Origin of the sequence: Bradyrhizobium sp. S3.3.6 (assembly GCF_040546905.1) — a bacterium.
GTDB lineage: Bacteria > Pseudomonadota > Alphaproteobacteria > Rhizobiales > Xanthobacteraceae > Bradyrhizobium > Bradyrhizobium cytisi.
Window position 1 is genome coordinate 188501 of sequence record NZ_JBEPOT010000005.1, and the last position, 21698, is coordinate 210198.

General features: G+C 63.7%; 11 protein-coding genes. 1 reads left to right on the top strand and 10 read right to left on the bottom strand.

Annotation, left to right across the window (positions count from 1 at the left end; translation table 11 throughout):
• Positions 1 to 224: 224 nt before the first annotated feature.
• From ABID59_RS17360 to ABID59_RS17395, 8 genes are all read right to left on the bottom strand, one after another.
• On the bottom strand, positions 225 to 1103 hold the full coding sequence (locus ABID59_RS17360; RefSeq protein WP_354084158.1) for a helix-turn-helix domain-containing protein: 879 nt from the start codon (positions 1101 to 1103) through the stop codon (positions 225 to 227).
• 820 nt (positions 1104 to 1923) lie between these two features.
• Positions 1924 to 2898, bottom strand: coding sequence for an ABC transporter ATP-binding protein (locus tag ABID59_RS17365; protein WP_354084159.1), 975 nt, complete (start codon positions 2896 to 2898; stop codon positions 1924 to 1926).
• The gene (locus tag ABID59_RS17370; protein WP_354084160.1) at positions 2895 to 4310 is read right to left on the bottom strand and encodes an amidase; all 1416 of its coding nucleotides are present in this window, start codon (positions 4308 to 4310) and stop codon (positions 2895 to 2897) included. The genes ABID59_RS17365 and ABID59_RS17370 overlap by 4 nt, the downstream gene beginning before the upstream one ends.
• Positions 4307 to 4504 carry a hypothetical protein gene (locus ABID59_RS17375; protein WP_148754995.1) on the bottom strand — a complete coding sequence of 66 codons (198 nt, stop codon included), beginning with the start codon at positions 4502 to 4504 and terminating at the stop codon, positions 4307 to 4309. Before ABID59_RS17375 ends, ABID59_RS17370 begins: the two co-directional genes overlap by 4 nt.
• Before the next feature lie 11 nt (positions 4505 to 4515).
• Complete coding sequence (locus ABID59_RS17380; protein ID WP_354084161.1) at positions 4516 to 5562, bottom strand: ABC transporter ATP-binding protein; 1047 nt, start codon at positions 5560 to 5562, stop codon at positions 4516 to 4518.
• Positions 5563 to 5757: 195 nt separating this feature from the next.
• The gene (locus tag ABID59_RS17385; RefSeq protein ID WP_354084162.1) at positions 5758 to 6660 is read right to left on the bottom strand and encodes an ABC transporter permease; all 903 of its coding nucleotides are present in this window, start codon (positions 6658 to 6660) and stop codon (positions 5758 to 5760) included.
• Between the two features lie 4 nt (positions 6661 to 6664).
• Positions 6665 to 7618 (bottom strand): ABC transporter permease, encoded by a 954-nt coding sequence (locus ABID59_RS17390; RefSeq protein WP_148755905.1) that lies wholly within the window; start codon positions 7616 to 7618, stop codon positions 6665 to 6667.
• Positions 7619 to 7764: 146 nt separating this feature from the next.
• Entirely contained in the window at positions 7765 to 9423 is a 1659-nt protein-coding gene (locus tag ABID59_RS17395; protein WP_354084163.1) for an ABC transporter substrate-binding protein, read from the bottom strand.
• Positions 9424 to 9636: 213 nt separating this feature from the next.
• On the opposite strand from ABID59_RS17395, the gene ABID59_RS17400 reads away from it, so the two are divergent.
• On the top strand, positions 9637 to 11232 hold the full coding sequence (locus ABID59_RS17400) for an ABC transporter substrate-binding protein (RefSeq protein WP_354084164.1): 1596 nt from the start codon (positions 9637 to 9639) through the stop codon (positions 11230 to 11232).
• 130 nt (positions 11233 to 11362) lie between these two features.
• On the opposite strand, the gene ABID59_RS17405 is transcribed toward ABID59_RS17400, so the two are convergent.
• Both ABID59_RS17405 and ABID59_RS17410 read right to left on the bottom strand, forming a co-directional pair.
• The gene (locus ABID59_RS17405; protein ID WP_354084165.1) at positions 11363 to 13594 is read right to left on the bottom strand and encodes a CHASE2 domain-containing protein; all 2232 of its coding nucleotides are present in this window, start codon (positions 13592 to 13594) and stop codon (positions 11363 to 11365) included.
• A 162-nt stretch (positions 13595 to 13756) separates the two neighbouring features.
• The gene (locus ABID59_RS17410) at positions 13757 to 21232 is read right to left on the bottom strand and encodes a VCBS domain-containing protein (RefSeq protein ID WP_502916804.1); all 7476 of its coding nucleotides are present in this window, start codon (positions 21230 to 21232) and stop codon (positions 13757 to 13759) included.
• Positions 21233 to 21698 lie beyond the last annotated feature (466 nt).

Sequence of the window (21698 nt, forward strand, 5' to 3'; positions counted from 1 at the left end):
CACGGCGCGATCAAGTCCGGTCCTGGCCGATGATGCATCAGAGCAGACGAGCGCATCTTGCCACCCAGCGCTCGCCCGGCTGCCATCAAGTTGCCCCCGAGTCGTCATGGTAGAAAAGGATAGACACAATTGGGTCAACGTCACTCGGCAGCGCGTCCAAATAGCTGGCAGATCGTCTCACAAGTTGAACGATCAGCACGGAACCCGCGCGATCTCATCACAATTCAACCCGCAATTGATCCGGCGCGCGCCCGTTCGCGCGCCACGCGCGGGCTGACGCCGAATTCACGTCGGAAGGCGCGCGTGAAATCCGACGCCTGCTTGAAGCCGTGGCGATAGGCGATCTCCTGCACCCGTTTGTCCGCGCTTGCGACCAGTTCCGCATGCGCGGCACGCAGACGCCTGCGCATGATGTAGCCGGCCACCCCGCCGGCGCTTTCGAAGGCACGGTAGAGGTTCGAGCGCGAGACCCGCAATTGTTCCGCCACGCGATTCGGCGTGAGGTCAAACTCGCCCAGATGCGCCTCAATATACTCGCGGGCGCGCTCGAACAGGATCGATTCGATGGCGCCTCGCCCCTGCTCCAGCCTGGTGCCGGACAGCTCGATACATGCGGCGATCATGCTCGCCGTCGCGCGTCCAGCCTGCCTCAACTCGTCAGATGACATCTGGATGACACGCATTTCGAGCCGATCCAGATAATCGGCCAGCAGCTCGATCAGATTGCCGGTCAGGATGGTGTTGCAAACGCTGTCGATCTGCTCCGCCACGCGCTCGAATGCGTCCCGCCGCAAGCCAATCACCAGACCCTCATAATCCGAGATGCGGCCGCGGAAGTCGTCGTCGAGCGAAATGATGAACATCGCTCCAGGCCCGGCATGGATTTGCCGCTCGCCGGTCTCGAACCAGGCTTCTCCCGAGCGCACACGGAACAACCACCAGATATCGACCGGGGATGGCGCGAAAACGCGCGCGAAGGTTTGAGCCGTAAACCGTCCGGACGTAAACACGACATCTGCCATGTTGCAGGTCAGGTATTCGACCTCGAATCCCCGTGCGGGATCGTGGCCTTCCGGTGGCGCGACATCGAGCAACGAGGCCATGCGCGTTTTCCAGACGTCAAACTGTTCCGGCGCAGGATAGGGCCGGGTCGAGAACAGCCGCGGCGGCGCCGGCGCTCTATCCCTGACATCCCGGGGCTCGCGTGGCAGGGGAACTGGTTCCAGGAGCCTTGCTGCGCTCGACGGCCTGCGATCATCTTGTTGCATGTATTTTCGCCTCCGCTGCGCGACCAACGTCGGCCAAACGGAAGCGTATTCCCCAAGGTTGTGTCGCCTGCGTCTGACAGGCCGGCGAACTTCAGCGAGATAAGATAAAGGAGCGGCATCCCATGTGGGACATCACCTGCTTACGCCGGACGCTCCAGATAGGGCCGATGCAGGTTCCTGCCGCAGTCGCGCCCCACATGGCATTCATCATGATCGCGTCGTTGCCCTACCCGCTCGGAAGCTTCGTCACCGATTCGTCTGGCTGATCTAGAGAACAATCTGGGCGAGAGCCAGAGGGGCGGCAACGCGCATCGTGAAGAAACTCAAAATTGACTTCATGCGATGCCGTTGGGCAACGTATCCTCGTGCGATCTTCCTAAAATTTTCTCGATTCAGCGCAGAGACCAAAAGCATGGTGCCACAGAGGAACGACCTCAGCACGATCGGTGGTAGCGAAATCCACGCAAGCGATCTCGTTGTCGACGCGTGAGTACATTTGCCTATTGATGCGGCAATCCATCGCATCGCGCACGCGAAACCAATCCGTGCGACGCGCATGCCGCATGATGCGGCATTCATAGACAATTCCCCCGTCCGCTTCAGTTCGCCACGAATACTCTGTCGGCCAGTCGACTACGGCCGGAGCAACAGCTTGCTACGTCGCGGCCACCGCCTCCGCCAGCACGCACCGTGCCGCTCGGCCCGGCGCAACCTCCACATTCGCAGGCAATTGCGCGATGCAGCGCGGCTGCGCCACGGCGCAGCGGGGGGCGAAGGAGCAGTTGTGGGGCATTTCGGCCAGCGATGGCGGGGTGCCGGGGATGGTCTCGAGGCGCTGCCCCCGCTTGGCGCCGTGGATGGTCGAGGCGAGCAGGCCCTTGGCATAGGGATGGACCGGGGAGCGGACGATGTCGCGCAGGCTGCCCTGCTCCACGATCTGGCCGGCATACATCACCGCGACGCGGTCGCAGATCTCGATGGCAACACCAATGTCGTGGGTGACGAAGATGACGGACATGCCGAACTCGCGTTGCAGCTCGCGCAGCAGCAGCAGGATCTGGATCTGCACGGTGGCATCAAGCGCCGTGGTCGGCTCGTCCGCGAGCAAAATCTTCGGACGGCAGGCGAGCGCCAGCGCGATCATCGCACGCTGGCGCATGCCGCCGGACATTTCGTGCGGATAGGCATCGAGCCGCCGCTTGGCAGACGGGATGCGCACGACCTCGAGCATCTCAAGTGCGCGCGCCGTGCCCTCCGCATACGACTTGCCCTCGTGGCGCACGACGCTCTCGGCGATCTGCGCGCCGATGGTGTAGACCGGGTCGAGCGCGAGTGCCGGCTCCTGAAAGATCATCGAGACGGTCTGGCCGCGGAACGACGACAGCTCCTCGTCGTTCATCGCGAGCACGTCGCGGCCCATGACGTCGACCTTGCCGGAAATCTGCGTGCGCTTCTTCGGCAACAGCCGCATCAACGCGCGCAGGGTCACGCTCTTGCCCGAACCGGATTCGCCGAGCAGGCCCAGCACCTCGCCGTCGCCGAGCGAGAGATTGAGATCGTTCACGGCATAGACCGTGCGCTCGCCGGTGAAGCGGATGTTGAGGCCTGAGATCTCGACGAGCTTTGTCATGACGGCAGCTTGGGTACCCGGTCGTGATAGTCGGTGACGCGCTGGAAGGCGGCGCCGATGGTGAGCAAGGTCGCTTCATCGAAGGAGCGGCCGATCAGCTGCATGCCTACAGGCAGGCCACTCCTGGTGAAGCCGGAGGGAATGGTGAGCGACGGCAAGCCCAGAAAATTCACTGGACGGGTGAACAGCGTCAGCCGCTGCAACAGCGCCGGCGCATTCGGGCCGCCGCCGACGTCGCTCTCCTCGATGGTCGGTGCAGGCACCGGAGATGCCGGTGCGATGATCGCATCCACGCCTGCGGCCGCGGCATTGTGGGTGGCGAGTGCCGGGCCGCGCCAGCGCATCGCCTCGAGATAGGTGATGGCGGGCACGGCGAGACCGTTCTGCAGCCGCATCAGCACCTGCGAGCCATAATCCTGCGGACGTTCGATCATCCAGCGCTTGTGGAAGGCGGCGGCTTCCGCCGCGAGCACGAGCTGGCTCGCCGCGGACAATTGCCGCTGGTCGGGCAGCTCGACCGTGACGATCTCGGCGCCCTCGCGCTTGAGCACCGCGATGGTCTCGTCCAGCACGCGCGCCACCTCGCTATCGAGATCGTCGACATAGAACGACGCGGGCACGCCGATCTTGAGGCCCTTCAGCGAGCCTTTGGTTGCCGCGACATAGTCCGACAGCGGCTCGTGGCTTGCGGTCGAATCCTCGGGGGCGGGACCGGCCATCAGCGCCAGCAGCAGCGCGCAGTCCTCAGTGGTGCGCGCGAGCGGGCCGACCGTGTCGAGCGATTGCGACAGCGGCATCGCTCCGGCGCGGCTGACGCGGCCGACGGTGGTCTTCAATCCCGTGACGCCGCAGAAATGCGCGGGCATGCGGATCGAGCCGCCGGTGTCGGAGCCCAGCGCCGCATAAGTCAGCCGCGCGGCGACCGACGAGCCGGAGCCCGACGAGGAGCCGCCGGTGATATGCGCGACGTTCCAGGGATTGCGCACCGGCCCGTAATGGGCGTTGTGGCCGGTCGGGCCATAGGCGAACTCGGCCAGATGCAGCGTGCCGAGGCGAATCTGGCCGGCGTCCTTCAATCGCTGCAAGGCGGTGGACGTCACGGTCGGCACGAAATCGCGACGGATCAGCGAGCCGCAGGTCGAGACGTGGCCTGCGTCGTAATACATGTCCTTGTGCGCGAGCGGAACGCCATGCAAGGGACCTCGGAGCTCGCCTTTGGCGAGCGCGGCGTCGGCGGCATCGGCCGCCTTCAACGCGGCTTCGGACTCGATCGACATGAAGGCGTTGAGATGCGGCTGCCACTGCGCGATGCGATGCAGCAGCGCGCGCGTCACCTCATGCGAGGACACCTGCTTCATCGCGATCGCGCGCGCGACCTCGGTGAGCGTCATCAAGGCAGGCTCGGTGCTCATTTCGACACCTTCTGCGTCTGCGCGAGCGGATAGAGCGCGGGCTCGAGGTCGAACGGCAACGTGCCGGCGATGGCGGCAAAGCCTTCGAAGGCCGGTCCAATGGAATTGGAGATGCGCGTCGCGATCTCGTCGTTCACGGGAATACCGGCGACTTGTGCCGTCGCCTGGATCTCTTTTGTCGTCGGTCTCGTCATGCGGTTTCCTCTCAGGGCGCGCGGCTATGGCCTGAACCCGGAATCGCCATGTAGCACGCGGCCTCGTGGCCCATATTATCCAGCGCGGTGAGCTTTGGTGCAGCATTTGCGCAGAGCGGCTCCGCAAACGCACAACGGGTGTGGAAGCGGCAGCCCGCGGGCGGATCGATCGGATTGGGTGGATCGCCCGTGATCGGCGGCTGCTCGGTGCGCCTATCAGGATCGGAGGACGGCATCGCGGCCAGCAGCGCGCGCGTATAGGGATGCGCGGGCGCGTCCCAGACCTGGTCGACGGGGCCGAGCTCGACCACCTCGCCGAGATACATCACCAGCACGCGGTCGCTGATGTAGCGGACGACGTTGAGGTCGTGGCTGATGAAGAGATAGGTCAGGCCGAACTCGCGCTTGAGATCGGCCAGCAGGTTAAGCACCTGCGCCTCGACGGATTTGTCGAGCGCGGAGACGGCTTCATCCAGAATCACGAGCCGCGGCGAGAGCGCGAGCGCGCGGGCGATGTTGACGCGCTGGCGCTGGCCGCCGGAGATCTCGTGCGGATAGCGGTTGGCGAAATTTGCGGGCACCAGGCCGACTTTGCCGAGCAGCTCACGCGCCAGCGCACGCGCGGTGCCATCGGCCATGCCATGGACCTTGGGGCCGAACGCGATCGATTCCTCGATGGTCAGGCGCGGATTGAGCGAGGCGTAGGAATCCTGGAACACCATCTGCATGCCGCGGCGCAGCTCGCGCAGCGACAGCGACTGCCCGACGGACATGCCGTCATAGATGATGTCGCCGGCATCGCGCGGCATCAGGTGCATCAAGAGGCGCGCGGTGGTCGACTTGCCGCAGCCGGACTCGCCGACGATGCCGACGGTCTCGCCCTTGGCGATGGAGAAGGAGACATTGTCGACGGCGCGCACGGTACGTTTCGCGGCGAACAGCCCACCACGTACCGGAAAATGCTTGGTCAGGCCATTGACCTGGAGCAACGGCTGCGCGACGCCGCCGACGTCCTCGACCGGCTCCAGCATGGCAACGGAGGTGCTGGTGTCGCTCATGCCCGCGGCCTCCTGCCTCTCCCCGTCGGAGCAAGGCCATCACATATGGCCCGTACTAAAGCCTCCACGCCGTCATGGCCGGGCTTGTCCCGGCCATCCACGCCTTGCCACACGGGACGAAGAACGTGGGTGCCCGGGACAAGCCCGGGCATGACGACCTCCCATGCCGCGCCATTGCTCTTCTGCATCATCATCTCAGTTCCTGATGTCCATGGCGCTGCGCAGGCCGTCCGAAAGCAGATTGAAGCAGATCGAGACCGCGAAGATCATCGCGCCGGGCAATGCCGCAACCCAGGGATTGACGTAGATCGCGGTGCGGAGCGTGTTCAGCATCAGGCCCCATTCCGGCTCCGGCGGTTTTGTACCGAGGCCGAGGAAGGATAAGCCTGCCGCCAAAATCATCGAGACCGAGATCAGGCTGGTGGCATAGACGAAGATCGAGCCCAGCACGTTGCCGAGGATGTGCACGCGCATGATGGTGAAGGGCCCAGCGCCGGAGGCGCGCGCGGCTTCCACGAAATCCATGTTGCGCACGCCGGTGGTGACGCTTTCGGCGACACGGGTGATCTGCGGCACGAACACGACGGTCAACGACACGATGGAATTGAGGATGCCGGCGCCGAGCGCGCCGGAGATCGCGATCGCCAGCAGCACGGAGGGGAAGGCGTAGAACACGTCGATCGTGCGCATGATCGCGGTGTTGAGCTTGCCGCCGACATAGCCGGCGACAAGCCCGAGCGAAGTCCCGATGCCAAAGGCGAGGATGACAGGCAAAATGCCGATCACCAGCGACAGCCGCCCGCCATAGATCAACCGGGCCAGCATGTCGCGGCCGAGCTCGTCGGTGCCGAGCGGATAGCCTGCCGTGCCGATGTGGCGCAGGCGGCGGATCATCGAGCCCTTGTAGGGATCTTCGAGTCCAAGCCAGGGCGCGAGAATGGCGGAGACGAAGATCAGCAGCAACACCAGCGCGCAGGCCATGCTGACCTTGTCGCGCAGGATGCGCCGGCCGACGGTCGCCCAGTAGCCGCGCGCCTTGGTGGCAGGCGCAGCCTGGAGCGCGGCGTCTGCGATAGCGGACAACGGAAGCTCGCTCATCCCGCTAGCCCCGCTTGATGCGCGGATCGATCGCGGCTTGCGCGATGTCGACCAGCAGGTTGAGGAAGACGAAGAACAGCGCCAGCACCAGGATCGTGCCCTGCAACAGCGGCAGGTCGCGCTGGAAGATCGCGGAGTTGAGCAGAAAGCCCGAGCCCGGCCAGGAGAACACGGTCTCGATCAGGATCGAGCCACCAAGCATGTAGCCAAGCTGAAGTCCCATCACGGCGAGCGCGGTCGGCGCGGCATTCTTGATGACGTGGCGGAACACGCCGGTTTCGTGCAGGCCTTTGGCGCGCAATGCCTCGACGAAATCCTGCGAAAGGATATCGCCGGTGAGCGCGCGCACGGTGCGGGTGACGATGCCCATCGGAATCACCGAGGTCGTGATCGCCGGCAGCACGAGATATTTCAGGTGCGCCCAATCCCAGGCCCAGGAGCTAGAGCCGTTCGGCCCGGCGCCGACCGCGGGCAGCCAGTTCAGCTCCACCGAGAAGATGATGACGAGCACCATGCCGAGCCAGTAATGCGGCACCGAGACGCCGGCGATGGCAAAGGAGGTCGCGAGCTTGTCGATCCAGGTCTCGCGGAAATAGCCGGCGATCAGGCCGAGCAGGATGCCCATGGTGAAGCCGATGATGGCGGCCGCAATCGCAAGCGTGACGGTGTTGCCGACCGCGCGCATGACCTCGGCGAGCACGGGGCGGCCGGTCGCAATGGAATTGCCGAGGTCGCCATGCAGCGCGCGCAGCAGCCACAGGCCGAACTGCACCGGCAGCGGCCGGTCAAAACCGTAGGCGGCGCGCAGCTGCGCGGCGAGCTCCTGCGAGGCATCGGCCGGCAGCACCGCGACCAGCGGATCGCCCGGCGTGATGTGCACGAGCAGAAAGCACACCAGCGCCACGCTGATGACGATCGGGATGACATAGACGATGCGTCTGGCGATGTAGGCGAGCACGTCGGGTTTACTCAGGTTGGCGCGTAGATGCCGTCATGGCCGGGCTTGTCCCGGCCATCCACGTTCTTCTCTTTAGAAAGACGAAGCAAGAAAGACGTGGATGCCCGGGTCAAGCCCGGGCATGACGGATAGATAGAGTGATCATCTCACGGCGTCATCGAGATCGGCGAGAAGTCGATGAACCAGCTCTTCGGCTGGATCACACCTGTCACTTTCGGGCTCATGGCGCGCGGGCCGACGTCGTGGGCGACGTAGAGGAAGGCTGCATCGTCGACGGAGGCTGCGTGCAGCTCGGCGAGCGCGGCGTCACGCGCGGCTGGATCAAACGTCTGCCGCGCCTTCTTCACCAGCTCGTCGAACTTGGGATTGTTGATAAAACCCCAATTGTTCGAGACCGGCGGCGCCATCGACGACTGCAGGAAACGCACCAGCGCGAAGAACGGGTCCATCGCCGCATAGGTGACGTTGGTCGCGTTCGAGCCATTGGCGCTGGGATCCTTGACACCGCGCCGCCAATTGGAGAACAGCGTGTTCCACTCGATGACGTCGAGCTGCACGTCGAAATAGCATTCGCCAAGTGCCTGCTGGAGATATTCGTTCATCGGCAGCGGCTGCATCTGGCCCGAGCCGGAGGTCGAGGTCTGGATCTTGACTGCCAGCTTCTTGTTCGGACCGAAGCCTGCCTCCTGCATCAGCTTTTGCGCTGCCGGCTTGTCATACTTGATCTCGAAGGTCGGCTTGCCGCGCCAGGGATGACCGGGCTCGAAGGTGCCGGTCGCCGGCACCATGAGACCCGCAAGCAGCCCGTCCCTGAGGCCTTCACGATCGACGCAGAGATTGGCGGCCTTGCGGACGCGAATGTCGTCCCAGGGCGAGCCCTCTACGCGCGAGAACTGCCACGGCCAGACATGCGGCTGCTCGTTGGCGTAGAGCTTGAAGCCGCGCTGCTTGAGCTCGGGCAGCGCATCCGGCGCCGGTGCCTCGACCCAGTCGACCTGTCCGGAGAGCAGCGCCGCAGTGCGCGCATTGGCTTCCGGCATCGGCACGAGCACCATCTTGTCGATCTTGGGCACGCGGGCCTTGTCCCAATAGTCCACGTTCTTCACCATCTCGAGCCGCTCGCGCGGCGTGAAGCTCGCCATCTTCCACGGGCCGGTGCCTGCAGCGTCCTTGGCAAAGGCAGTCCAGGCGGCCTGCGACTTCGCCTTGGCATCGGCGCCTTCGGCCTTGTCATAGAAGTGCTGCCACTTCGCCGGGCTCGCCATGAACAGGTTGGTGAGGTTGATCGGCAGGAAGCTGTCGGGCTCCTTGGTGGTGAGCTCGACCGTCATGTCGTCGATCTTCCTGGCGGATACGAGCGTCGGCATGCGCGTAGCGGTGGCGCCGACCTGGCTCGGGTCGAATTGCGGCGCGTCCTGCTTCAGGACCTTGTCGACGTTCCAGACCACCGCGTCGGCATTGAACGGCGTGCCGTCATGGAAGGTGACGCCGGGGCGCAGCTTGAAGGTCCATTTGGTCTTGTCGGCATCGTCGACCTTCCACTCGGTGGCGAGGCCGGGGATCACCACGCTGGCCTTGTCGGCGGAGGAGAGATCCCAGCCCGTGAGCGCGTCATACATGGTGACGCCGGTGAAGCGATTGCCTTCAAAACCCTGATCGGGCTGACCGAGCGTGCGCGGAATATCGGCAGCCGTCATGCCGATGCGCAGCACCGTTTCGGCACTCGCCGCGCGCGGCCACGCGGCCGCAGTCGCCAGGGCCAGCGCCGCAATCAGCGCTGCGCGGGTGGTGGTCTTGATAAGCATTGCCTCAGTCCTTTTGCGGCCATCGATGATTAATTTTGATGCAAACGTATGCAATGGCTATGCCAATGGGGAAACTTATTCTGCAAATTGCCCCTGCGACGACAAGTCCTTGTGATCGAGCAGCCATGGAGGCATCGCACTGCCTATTCTGGCATCAAGATTGCACGTTTGGCTCCGAATTCTCCCATGAATTTTCCCTTGGAGCTTTGGGCCATGCGTATCCGATTATCGACTTGTCTCGCCGTGCTTGTGCTGGCGTCATTCGCAATCCCGGCGCGCGCTGAAACGGTGGTGCGCTACGGCATCTCCATGGCGGATATTCCGCTGACAACGGGTCAGCCCGATCGCGGCGCCGGCGCCTATCAGTTCACCGCCTATACGATCTACGATCCGCTGGTTGCGTGGGAAATGGATGTTGCCGACCGTCCCGGCAAGCTGGTGCCGGGACTCGCGACGGAATGGAAGGTCGACGATGCCGACAAGACCAAATGGCGCTTCGCGCTCCGCAAGGGCGTCAAGTTTCACGACGGCAGCGAATTCAACGCCGATGCGGTGATCTGGAATCTCGACAAGGTGCTCAACGACAAGGCGCCGCAATTCGACAAGCGGCAGAGCGCGCAGGTGAAGACGCGGCTGCCTTCGGTCGCGAGCTACGCCAGGATCGACGATTTCACCGTGGAGATCACCACCAAGAAGGTCGATTCCTTCTTCCCCTATCAGATGCTGTGGTTCCTGGTCTCGAGCCCCGCGCAATACGAGAAGCTCGGCAAGGATTGGGACAAGTTCGCCAGCCAGCCCTCCGGCACCGGCCCGTTCAAATTGACAAAACTGGTGCCGCGCGAGCTCGCCGAGCTCAGCAAGAATCCGGACTATTGGAACACGAAGCGCATTCCCAAGGTCGACAAGATCGTGCTGGTGCCGATGCCGGAAGCGCTGACCCGCACCAACGCGCTGCTCGCAGGGCAAGTCGACCTGATCGAAACGCCGGCGCCCGATGCCGTGCCGCAGCTGAAAGCGGCCGGCATGAAGATCGTCGACAACGTCACGCCGCATGTGTGGAATTATCATCTGAGCGTGCTGCCGGGCTCGCCCTGGACCGACATCCGCTTGCGCAAGGCGCTCAACCTCGCGATCAACCGCGACGAGGTCGTCGGCCTGATGAATGGGCTGGCCAAACCCGCCAAGGGCCAGGTCGATCCGTCGAGCCCGTGGTTCGGCAAGCCGAGCTTCGACATCAAGTATGATCTTGCGGCTGCCAAGAAGCTGGTCGAGGAGGCCGGCTACTCCAAGGCGAAGCCGCTGAAAGCCACCTTCATCATCGCGCAGGGCGGCACCGGCCAGATGCTGTCGCTGCCGATGAACGAGTTCCTGCAGCAAAGCTTCAAGGAGATCGGCATCGACATCGACTTCAAGGTGGTCGAGCTCGAGACGCTCTATACGCACTGGCGCAAGGGCGCGGCCGACGAGATCAACGCCGGCATCACCGCCAACAACATCGCCTATGTCACCTCGGACCCGCTCTACGCCATCGTCCGCTTCTTCGCCTCCGACCAGATCGCACCGGTCGGCGTCAACTGGGGCGGCTACAAGAACCCTGAGGTCGACGCGCTGATCAACGAGGCCAAGCAGACCTTCGACACGGCCAGACAGGACGAGCTGATCGCGCAGGCGCATGCGCTGATCGTCGACGATGCCGCGCTGGTCTGGGTCGTCCACGACACCAACCCGCACGCGCTGTCGCCGAAAGTGAAGCAGTTCGTCCAGGCGCAGCACTGGTTCCAGGACCTGACGACGATCGGGGTGGAGTGAGGCGGCGTCAAGCACAGCTGCCGTAGGGTGGGCAAAGCGAAGCGTGCCCACCATCTTGCCGCGGTGAAAGCGATGGTGGGCACGGCGCTACGCGCCTTTGCCCACCCTACGAGAGCGGTGATGCTGGTTGCTACTTCGTCAGCAGCGCAAACGCTCCCGTCCAGCCTTCCGGCGGCGGATCGATCTTGAAATCCTTGATGCGCGCCTCGTACAGCTTGAACAGCTTTTCCAGCGTGTCGGCGTCCTCGCTGCGGCGGCCGCGCTCGATGGCCTCGAGTGCGCCGTGCCAGTCGCGGTTGCGGTAGCAGCCGAGCATCTCGATGGTGATGTTGCGCAGGCGCTGGAACGCGGCCGACTGCATCACGTCCTCGCGGCCGGCGATGGCATAGATCACCTCCGGCTCGCTCTTGCCCTTGACCATGATGAAGTCGAGCTCGAGGATTGCGAACTTGTCCTTGGCGGCGAGCGCCGTGCGGGAGCCGACGATGATCGGAAAGCCGTATTCCTTGGTCTGGCCTTCCAGGCGTGACGCCAGGTTCACGCTGTCGCCGAGTACCGAATAGTTCTTCTTCAGGTCGGAGCCCATGTTGCCGACCACGCCGATGCCGGTGTTGAGACCGATGCCCACGTTGAGCGGGATATAGACGTGGCCGCCCTCGGCCGCTTCTTGCTCGCGCTCCTTGTTGACCACGTCGATCTTCTCGAGCATCTGGATCGCGGCCTCGCAGGCGTTGACCTGGTGCTCGGCATCGTCGAGCGGCGCATTCCAGAATGCCATGATGGCATCGCCCATGTATTTGTCGACGTAACCCTTCTCTTCGATGATCACGTCGGTGAGCGGCGTCAGGAAGCGGTTCATCAGCGTGATCAGGCCCTGCGGATCGTGCTTGTAGCTTTCCGAGATGGAGGTGAAGCCGCGCACGTCGGAAAACATGATCGTCAGCTCGCGCTCCTCGCCGCCGAGCACGACTTTCTCCGGCGATTGCGCGAGCTGCTCGACCAGCACGGGCGACATGTATTGCGCGAAGATGCCGCGGATCTGCACGCGCTGCCGCTGCTCGCGCACGAAGCTCGAGAAGATGAAGGTCAGGTAGATCGCGGTGGTCGACAGCAGCGGATAGGTGAAATCGATGAGGTAGCGGCGTTGCCAGTAGAAGAACCAGGAGGTGCCGATCAGGACCGCGGCAAACGCCGCGCCCGCGAGCACCAGCCGGACGGGGCCGAGATTCGGCGTGAAGATGATGACGAGGATGCCGATGACCAGTGCGGCGAGCAGCTCGACGCCGAGCGCGTAGCTCGGCTGGGAGATGATGGCACGGCTCAGCACGCTTTCGAGCACCTGGGCGTGGATCTCGACACCCGGCATGGTCGAGGATACCGGCGTGGTCTTGATGTCGTTCAGCCCGGCCGCGGAGGTGCCGATCAGCACCAGCTTGCCGGCGATCTTGCTCGGCGGCACGGTGTTATCGAGCACATCGGCTGCCGAAACATAGATCGAGGGATCGCGGCGGGCGTAGTGCACCCAGAGCTGTCCGTTCTTGTCGGTCGGGATCTCGACGCCCTTAAGGCGGATGGCGCGGATGCCGGTCTTGTCGGTGCGAACCAGCAGCGTCGGCGTTCCCGTGACGACCCGCAGGATCTCCAGGCTGAGCGAGGGCATGATGGTGCCCTGGGCGCGCATGATCATCGGCACGCGGCGGATAAAGCCGTCGCGCTCGGTCTTGATGGAGAACAGGCCACGACCGGCGGCAACTTTCTCGATGACGGCCACGTTGCGCAGCAGGCCGGGGAATTCGAACAACCATTTTTCGGCATTCTCTTCGCCCACAGTCGCGACACCGGTGAAGGGAAGCGTCTTGTCGAGCTCGGATCCGACCTCCGGCAGTCCGGTTTCGCCCAGGACGACTTTCGAGTGCTTGATCGCTTCCGAGAGGATCTGGTCGTTGCTCGGCAGCTCACGCAGCTTCATCCGTGTGGCGTCGTCCAGATAGCGCATCTGGTTGGCGACCAGGTCCGGATTGAGCCGGTCGGGCTCGGAAAACACAACGTCGAAGCCGATCGCCACCGCACCGCTGTTGGTGAGGTTGATGATCATGTCCGCGATCCGCGTGCGCGACCACGGCCATTGGCCGAACCTGGCGAGGCTCCTGTCGTCGATGTCGACGATGGTGACCGGCCGCACCGTCTTGTGACGGGGGTCGACCAGCTGGAACAGGTCGAAGGTGCGCAGCCGCAATTCCTGGACCGGCGGCGGATCCCAGACGCGCAAGCCCGCAAAGACGATCAGCAGCGCAAGGCACACCAGCCGCGCAAAGCCGAACTTTCGCGCGAACCACCGTCGCAGGATTTTGAGACGTTTCATGTCAGTCGAGCTTCCTGCCGCGCATCACGTAACTCGGGGCCGATCATGGGGCCTCGGCGCGCGATTGGCTATTCCTCAGGGCGAAGGATTATGGATTTTTTGCCGCGGTCAAGCTGTGCGTTCATCGCCCGCAAGCCGGCCGCACGCCGGAGGCGGCACCCGTCAGGTGATATGGAAGATGAAATCGCTGGCCTTGAGTGTCGCGGTCATGCTCTTCAGCAACAGCTGCTCATGCTCGGTGACCGAACTATCGCCCGCGCCGATCTGCTGCTGCCACGCAACCAACGTTTCGCCGTTCTGCTGGGTGATGCTGAGGTTGCCGATGGAGCTGACGCCCGAGAACTGGCGCAGGTCGATCCTGTCCACGCCTTCGATGAAATCGGTGATGGTGTGCGCGTAGTCGGCCACGGGATGCCCCTCGTCGTCATACCCGGCCGAGCCCGGCGTGAAGACGAACTGGTCCTTGCCGCCGCCACCGGACAGCGTGTCGCCGGTCGTCGTCGCGAAGATGACGTCCTTGCCGCTGGTGCCGTTCAGCGTGACGCCATGGCTGGCGTCGCCCTCGTTGAAGATGAAGTTGACGGTGTCGGAGAGACCGGTGGTCTTGTCCGTCACCGTCAGCGTGATCTGGTCGGCGTCCGGCGGCGTTTCGCCGGCACTGTAGGTGACACCGTTCTCGAAGGCCGTATTGATGTCGTCGAGCGTGCCGCAACTCGGTGACAGATCGACACTGCTGCCCGGCGCATGCACGGTGACTGCCGTGACCTTAAACTCGTCCGTCGACGCGCCGGAATCGGAGTCGGTGACCGAGAGATTGGTGATGGTGTCTGTGCCGAGTTCTCGATCATGCGAGACGTAGAAATGGTCGGTGTCGATGACAGGCCCGCCGGCAGTCGCGCCGTCGACCTTGACGGCGACATCGTTGGTGAACGTCTCGGTGTCGCTCAGCGGCCCTGAGAGGCCGGTCGCCCGATCGACCACGGTGCCGCTCACATGCAGGCTGAACTCGCCAGCGTAATCGGTCGGCGTCGTCAGGGTCAGCGCGGACGTGCCAAGCGAGGCGATATCCGACGCACTGACCAGCCAGTGGCCAGCTTCGTCGCCGATTCCGGCCTGCCCGACCGAGAACGTCGTTCCGTCCGGGAAGCCGGACAGGTCGAGCGCCATGTGCTCCGACCCGTCGGTATCGATGACGGCGGTGAGGCTCGGAAGAGCGATCGCCGTGCCGTGTTCGCCCTCGAAAGCATTGGAGATCGTGACATTGCTGACGGTCGCGTCGTGCTGGCCGTCGTTGGCCTCACGGTTGGTGATGGTGACGAGATTGCCGGCGGCATAGTCGGTGAAATCGGATGTGTAGGTGCCGACGGTCTGGCCCGTGCTGTGATCGACGATCACCACGGTCTGATGTGAGCCGTCGTCGGTAATGGTCGCGTCGTAGACGGTGCCCTGGCTGAGGCTCGCCGAGAGGTTGACGTTCGCGCCCGTGGCGTTGTTGGTGATAATCAGGCCATTGCCCCAGCCGAACATGAAGGACAGACCGTTGGCCGGTGAGCCGTACGTGCCGGTCGTCCCGTCGGTGCCATCGGTGACCGCGACATAGGGACCGACCCCGTCGTCGAGGCTGAAGCTCAGGCTGGCATGCAGCGGCGTGGCGGCCGTCGGGGTAAAGCCGGAGGTCGTCTCCAGGTAGCCGTGATCGTGCAGGACCACGCCATTGGCGGTCGGCGTGACCGACGCATCGTCGTCGGTGCCGGGCACCGACGGCAGCACGACGTTCCAATGGGAGTTGTCAATGCTGATGCCGGTCAGGCTGTCGGCAAGGTAATTCACCGCCAGCGCCTCGAACGCCGGCGGATCGGCGACCGGTGCGACTTCGGTGTTGAGCGTGGCCGCCGTGGTGGACACGCTGGAGCCAACCGCGGCGATGTCGATCGAAACCGGGCTAAGGCCGCTGCTGCCACCATTATACGTGTCGTCCAGCGCATGCACATCGAGACCGCCAGGCACGCCGCTGTAGTTTGCGGCCGGCACGAAACGGATCAGCGCGTCGGTGGCGAGCACAAGGGCGCTGGTGTCGCTGACGCCGGAGATGTCGATCCACTGATTGCTGCCGGCAACTTCGTATTGCCAGACGCCCTGCGATTCGTCGGCATGGTCGGCGGTAACTGCGACAGCCTTGAGGTTCGCACCGGCATCAGCGTCGTGGAAACCGGTTGTGAAAAGCGCGCCCACGGTGGATCCGGCCGGGGCCACAGCATCCTCGCTGACCGCATCGAGCGTCGCGTTCGAGATCGTCGGCACGTCGTTGGCACCGGTCACGTTCACGGTGAATGTCGCCGTGCCGGTCGCGCCATGCGCGTCCGCGGTCTGGACCGTAAACGTATCGGCATAGGGTCCGGCCGACAGCGCGTTGATCGCGGCCGCGTCGGGGGCGTAGTCGTACGTGCCGTCGGCGTTCACCGTCAGCGAGCCGTAATGGCCCGCCACGGAGCCATGATTGTCGGCGCCGACCGCCGAATAGACCAGCGTCGCCGTTTCACCGTTATCCACATCGGCCCCGGCCAGCGTGCCGGTGAGATCGGAGAAGGTGTCGGTCGCAGCCGTGTCCGTGAGCGCTCCAGCGGTGACGTCGGCCAATGTCGGCGCGTCGTTTGTACCTGTGATGGTGACGGTGACGTCCTGCGAGACGTGCGCGCCGTGATTGTCGGTGAAGGCGACGGTGTAGACCTGAGTGATAGTCTGGCCCTGGGCGAGCGACTGCAGCGTCGGGTCGCTGTCGTCGAGCGAGAAATGCCAACCCAGCGTCGCGCCATTGCTGGCGTCGCTATTCGATTCGGTCACCGACGGATCGATCGTGAAGCTGCCGATATGCGAGTTGCTGTCAAAGTCCGGCAGCGCCGAGCTGACGGACGACGACTTGAACACCGCCGCCGCAGTGTGCGTATCGATCAGGTCGATGTCCTGGATCGCAAGCGTGCCGTCGATCGACAGCGTCGCGCTCGCATCCTCGGTCACCGCGCCCTTTGCTGCCGCCTCGCTGCTCGTGATGGTCGGCGCGTCGTTGGCGCCGTTGATCGTGACGGTGACGTCCTGCGAGACGTGCGCGCCATGATCGTCCGTGAAGGTGACGGTATAGACCTCGGTGATCGACTGGCCCTGGGCCAGCGATTGCAGCACGGCGCTATTGTTGTTGAGACTAAAGTGCCAGCCCAGCGTCGCGCTGTTGTCGGTGTCGGTGCTGAACTCGGTCACCGAAGAGTCGATCGTGAAAGTGCCGAGCGAAGTACCGTCGCTGAAGCCGGGCAGATGCGCGCTCGATGTCGACGACTTGAACACGGCCTCCGCTGTGTGTGTGTCGATCAGGTCGAGGTCCTGGATCGCAAGCGTGCCGTCGATCGACAGCGTCGCGCTATCATCCTCGGTCACCGCGCCCTCTGCCGCTGCCTCGCCGCTCGTGATCGTCGGCGCGTCGTTGGCGCCGTTGATCGTGACGGTGACGTCCTGCGAGACGTGCGCGCCATGATCGTCCGTGATGGTGACGGTGTAGACCTCGGTGATCGACTGGCCCTGGGCCAGCGATTGCAGCACTGCGCTATTGTCGGCGAGGCTGAAGTGCCAGCCCAGTGTCGCACTGTTGTCGGCGTCGGTGCTGAACTCGGTCACCGCCGAGTCGATCGTGAAGGTGCCGAGCGAGGTACCGTCGCTGAAGCCAGGCAGATGCGCATCCGATGTCGCCGACTTGAACGCTGCCGTTGCCGTATGGGTATCGATCAGGTCGAGGTCCTGGATCGCCAGTGTCCCGCCAACCAGCAGCGTCAACCCCGTATCTTCGGTCACCGCGCCCTTTGCCGCCGCCTCGCTATTCGTAACGGTCGGAACGTCATTGGTGCCTGTGATCGTGACCGTGACGTCTTTGCTGACCGTCGCACCCTGATTGTCGGTGAAGGTGACGGTGTAGACCTGGGTGATAGTCTGCCCTTCGGCCAGCGACTGCAGCACCGGGTCGTTGTCGGCGAGGCTGAAGTGCCAGCCCAGCGTCGCGCCATTGTTGGTGTCGCTGCTGGACTCGGTGACCGAGGGGTCGATCGTGAAGGTGCCGATGTTCGTGGTGCCTTCGGTGAAGCCCGGCAGATGCGCGCTCGATGCCGACGACTTGAACACCGCCGCCGCCGTGTGGGTGTCGATCAGGTCGAGATCCTGGATCGCCAGCGTGCCGCCGGTCGACAGCGTCGGCGTAGCGGCATCCTCGGTGACGCCGCCCGTTGCGTCGGCGTTGCTGCTCGTGATGGTCGGCGTGTCGTTGGTGCCGATGATGGTGACCGTCACGTCCTGACTGACCGTCGCACCGTGATTGTCGGTGAAGGTGACGGTGTAGACCTGGGTGATGGCCTGCCCTTCGGCCAGCGACTGCAGCACCGGGTCGTTGTCCGCGAGGCTGAAGTGCCAGCCCAGCGTCGCACCGTTGCTGGTGTCGGTGCTGGACTCGGTCACCGACGGGTCGATCGTGAAGGTGCCGATGTTCGTGGCGCCCTCGGTGAAGCCTGGCAGATGCGCGCTCGATGCCGACGACTTGAACACCGCCTGCGCCGTGTGGGTGTCGATCAGGTCGAGATCCTGGATCGCCAGCGTGCCGCCGGTCGACAGCGTCGGCGTAGCGGCATCCTCGGTCACCGAGCCCGCCGCGGCCGCAGCATTGCTGGTGATGGTCGGCGTGTCGTTGGTGCCGGTGATGGTGACGGTGACGTCCTGGGTCACCGTCGCACCGTGATTGTCGGTGAAGGTGACGGTGTAGACCTGGGTAATGGTCTCGCCCTGGGCCAGCGACTGCAGCACCGGGTCGTTGTCCGCGAGGCTGAAGTGCCAGCCCAGCGTCGCGCCATTGTTGGTGTCGCTGCTGGACTCGGTCACCGACGGGTCGATCGTGAAGGTGCCGATGTTCGTGGCGCCCTCAGTGAAGCCCGGCAGATGCGCGCTCGATGCCGACGACTTGAACACCGCCGCCGCCGTGTGGGTGTCGATCAGGTCGAGATCCTGGATCGCCAGCGTGCCGCCGCTCGACAGCGTCGGCGTAGCGGCGTCCTCGGTGACGCCGCCCGTTGCGTCGGCGTTGCTGCTCGTGATGGTGGGAACGTCGTTGGTGCCAGTGATCGTGACCGTGACGTCCTGGGTGACCGTTCCTCCGTGATGATCGTCGACGGTGACGGTGTAGATCTGGGTAATGGTCTGGCCTTCGGCCAGCGACTGCAGCACCGGATTGCTGTCATCGAGCGTGAAGCTCCACCCCAGGGAGCCGACCGTGCTGACACCGGGGCTCTCGCTCACCGCGGTGAGGGCGAACGCGCCGATCTGCGAGGTGCCGTCGCTGAAACCGGGCAGATGCGCGCTTGACGTCGTGGACTTCAGAACGAAACCCGCGGTGTGCGTGTCGGTGAGGTCGGGATCGTTGAAGGTAATGGTGCCGCCCGCCAATAGCGTAGCCGCCGCATCTTCCTTCACCGCACCGGTCACAGTCGTTAATGCCCCGACGATCGTCGGCACGTCGTTGGTGCCCTCGACGCTGACGTCAGCGCCATTGATGGAGACGGTGATCGGCGTGCTGACGACGCCACCGTGCCCGTCATCGACCTGGATCACGTAATTGAGGACCAACGTCTCGCCGTCTGCGAGGAAATCGAAAAGGTGGTCAGTGACGCTGTAGGTCCAGGTGGCCGAGCCGTTATTGGCATTTCCCGCGCCCTGCACCACGCTGAGCGGAACCTCGACGGCAGCGATCGCGGCTTTCTGCTCAGGCGTCAACGTCGCCGTGACATCGTTGCCATGCGCGTCGAGATATTTGAACGGATGGGCGGACGAGAGCGCCGCGCTCACGATCGGCCGATCTGTCAAATCGACGTCGGTGAAGGTGACGGCGCCCGTGATAGTGTCCAGAGCCTCGTTGCCGGTCCCGACCTTCTCGATGACGGTTCCACCAGACGTCGCGATGGTGGGCTTGTCGTTGGTGCCCGTGATCGAAATGGTGATCGGGATAAACGTGGTTTCAGGGTTGACCGAGAAATTGTTGTCGATGCGCACCATGTAGGTCAGCGTCAACGTCTCGCCGGCGGCCAGGAAGTCGAAGACGTGGTCGGGCATCGTGTAGGTCCAGACCGCGGAACCGTTGTTGTTGTTGGCCCCGTCGGCGACGACGCCGATCTGGATCTGCGTCGCTGCGATGTCCTGCTTCTGCAGTGCGGTGAGCGAGCCGGTGACATCCTGCTGGCCAGCGTTCTCGTAAACGAAGTTCGGCGCTTGAGCGAGATTCACCGAAACCGTCGGCCGGTCGCCGAGATTGAGATCGACGAAAGTAATCCGGCCGGACACCGTGTCAGCACCCACGGTGTCGCCGGTTGTGTCTGCGTGATCGGCGGTCGCGTTCGCGTGCTCTTTCAGCGAGAACGATGACGTGACATTGCCGTTGGCATCGAGGCTGCGCGCCTGTGGCGGCCCGGGAAAACGATCGGCCCCCTTGTCCGTCCCGCCTTGCCCAGAGCCGCTACCATTGTTGACCGTGTTGGTGAAGGTCGCGGTCGCTGTCGCACCGGTGTCCGTCTTGATAAATACGATGTTGCCGTTCTGCGTGATGCTGTCGGTGAAGTTCGTGGTCAGCTTGGTGTTGGTGTTGTTGTCCGTGAACTTCAGCGTGAACACGTCCGTGATCAGCTTCTGCACGTCCGGCGACAGCAGCCCGTTGGTGATTGAGACGTTGCCGCCGCTGATCTGGATCATCTGGCCGGCCTGGTTGACCGTCGCGATCGGCAGCAGCGTCAGCTTGTCGAACAGGATGTAGGAACCGGTGGTGCCGTTCGGCTCGACCAGCACCTGGAAGTTCGCCTGCGGCTGCGGATCGCCGCCGCCCGAGGGGACGACGAAATTGATCTCGGTCAGCACCGCCGTGCCACGAATGCCCATGGTGGCGACCGGCGTGTCGATCTTCATGTCGCCGTGCTTGGCGGTCTCGCCGGCAACGAAGGTGATGGTGCCCGCGACGAGGCTGAGCAGCGAGGAATTGTTCGACCCGTTGGGGTCGTAGACCATCTCGTTCAGCACCATCCGCGCGTTGGAGGACAGGCCGAACACGGTGCCGTCGATGAAGGTGACGCCAAGCGTCGAATCCGAACCGGTCGAGACCACGTCGCCCTTCTCGACGTTGTCGCCGTTGTTCAGGATGACCGAGACGCCGTTGCGGATCGCGGTCGCGCTGCCGGTCAGCTTGGTGACGTGGCCGATGACCTGCGCCGCGGCGGCACCGGGCGCGGCCTGCGCATACTGGACGTGACCCGTAAGCGCGTTGACGATGTCGCCGGTGAGATGGGCGCCGTCGGGCGAGGCGATCGCCGCGCGCTTGTCGCCCCTGAAATAATCGTGAACGACGAACTCATGGCCGTCGTGCGACAGCACGAGATCAACACCTGTACGCTTGAACTCGCCGTTGAAGATCAGGTTGGGGTCGGGAATGACGACCGCGCCTTCGGGCACGTGGCCATGCCCCGTGGCGGTAAAGGATTTGGCGGTAAAGGAATCGACGTGATGGGAGGCGGGCGAACGGGAACCCTGGCTATCCAAGGAGAGCGCGCCGTCAAATTTGCCAGCGTAATTCAATCGGGCACCGTAAAAAGGGTTAAAATCTAAGTAAGTATCGAGCGCCTAAGCTTGCATAGCATTACCAAGTCCTTAGCGAAACCATCTATTGCTTGTGTGATTTCGCATCACTTGGCTGCCGACGACTATGCCTACGGCGACATCGATGGATAAGACGAAGTATTTTTTCGAATATTTTGAGGTCGAATCCGGCTTATTGCGCACATTTCCAGTCGTCCAAAGTAATCGGTCGTACAGATCCGGCGCCAGATACTTGTGTCATCTTTTCTTCGTGGTGCCCCGCAACATCCTGCGGCAAATACGGAGTTAAATCTGTGATCCAACTAACAGAGCCCGTGAAATAGCGGGTCGTTAGCCATAGGTGCAGAATCGGGCCACCCACAACTTCTGCCTGCAGTTTAATCGATTTCGCGGTAGCGAGGCTCCTCTTAGCCGGCAAATCGTAAAATTTTACGCAAGTTGGGCA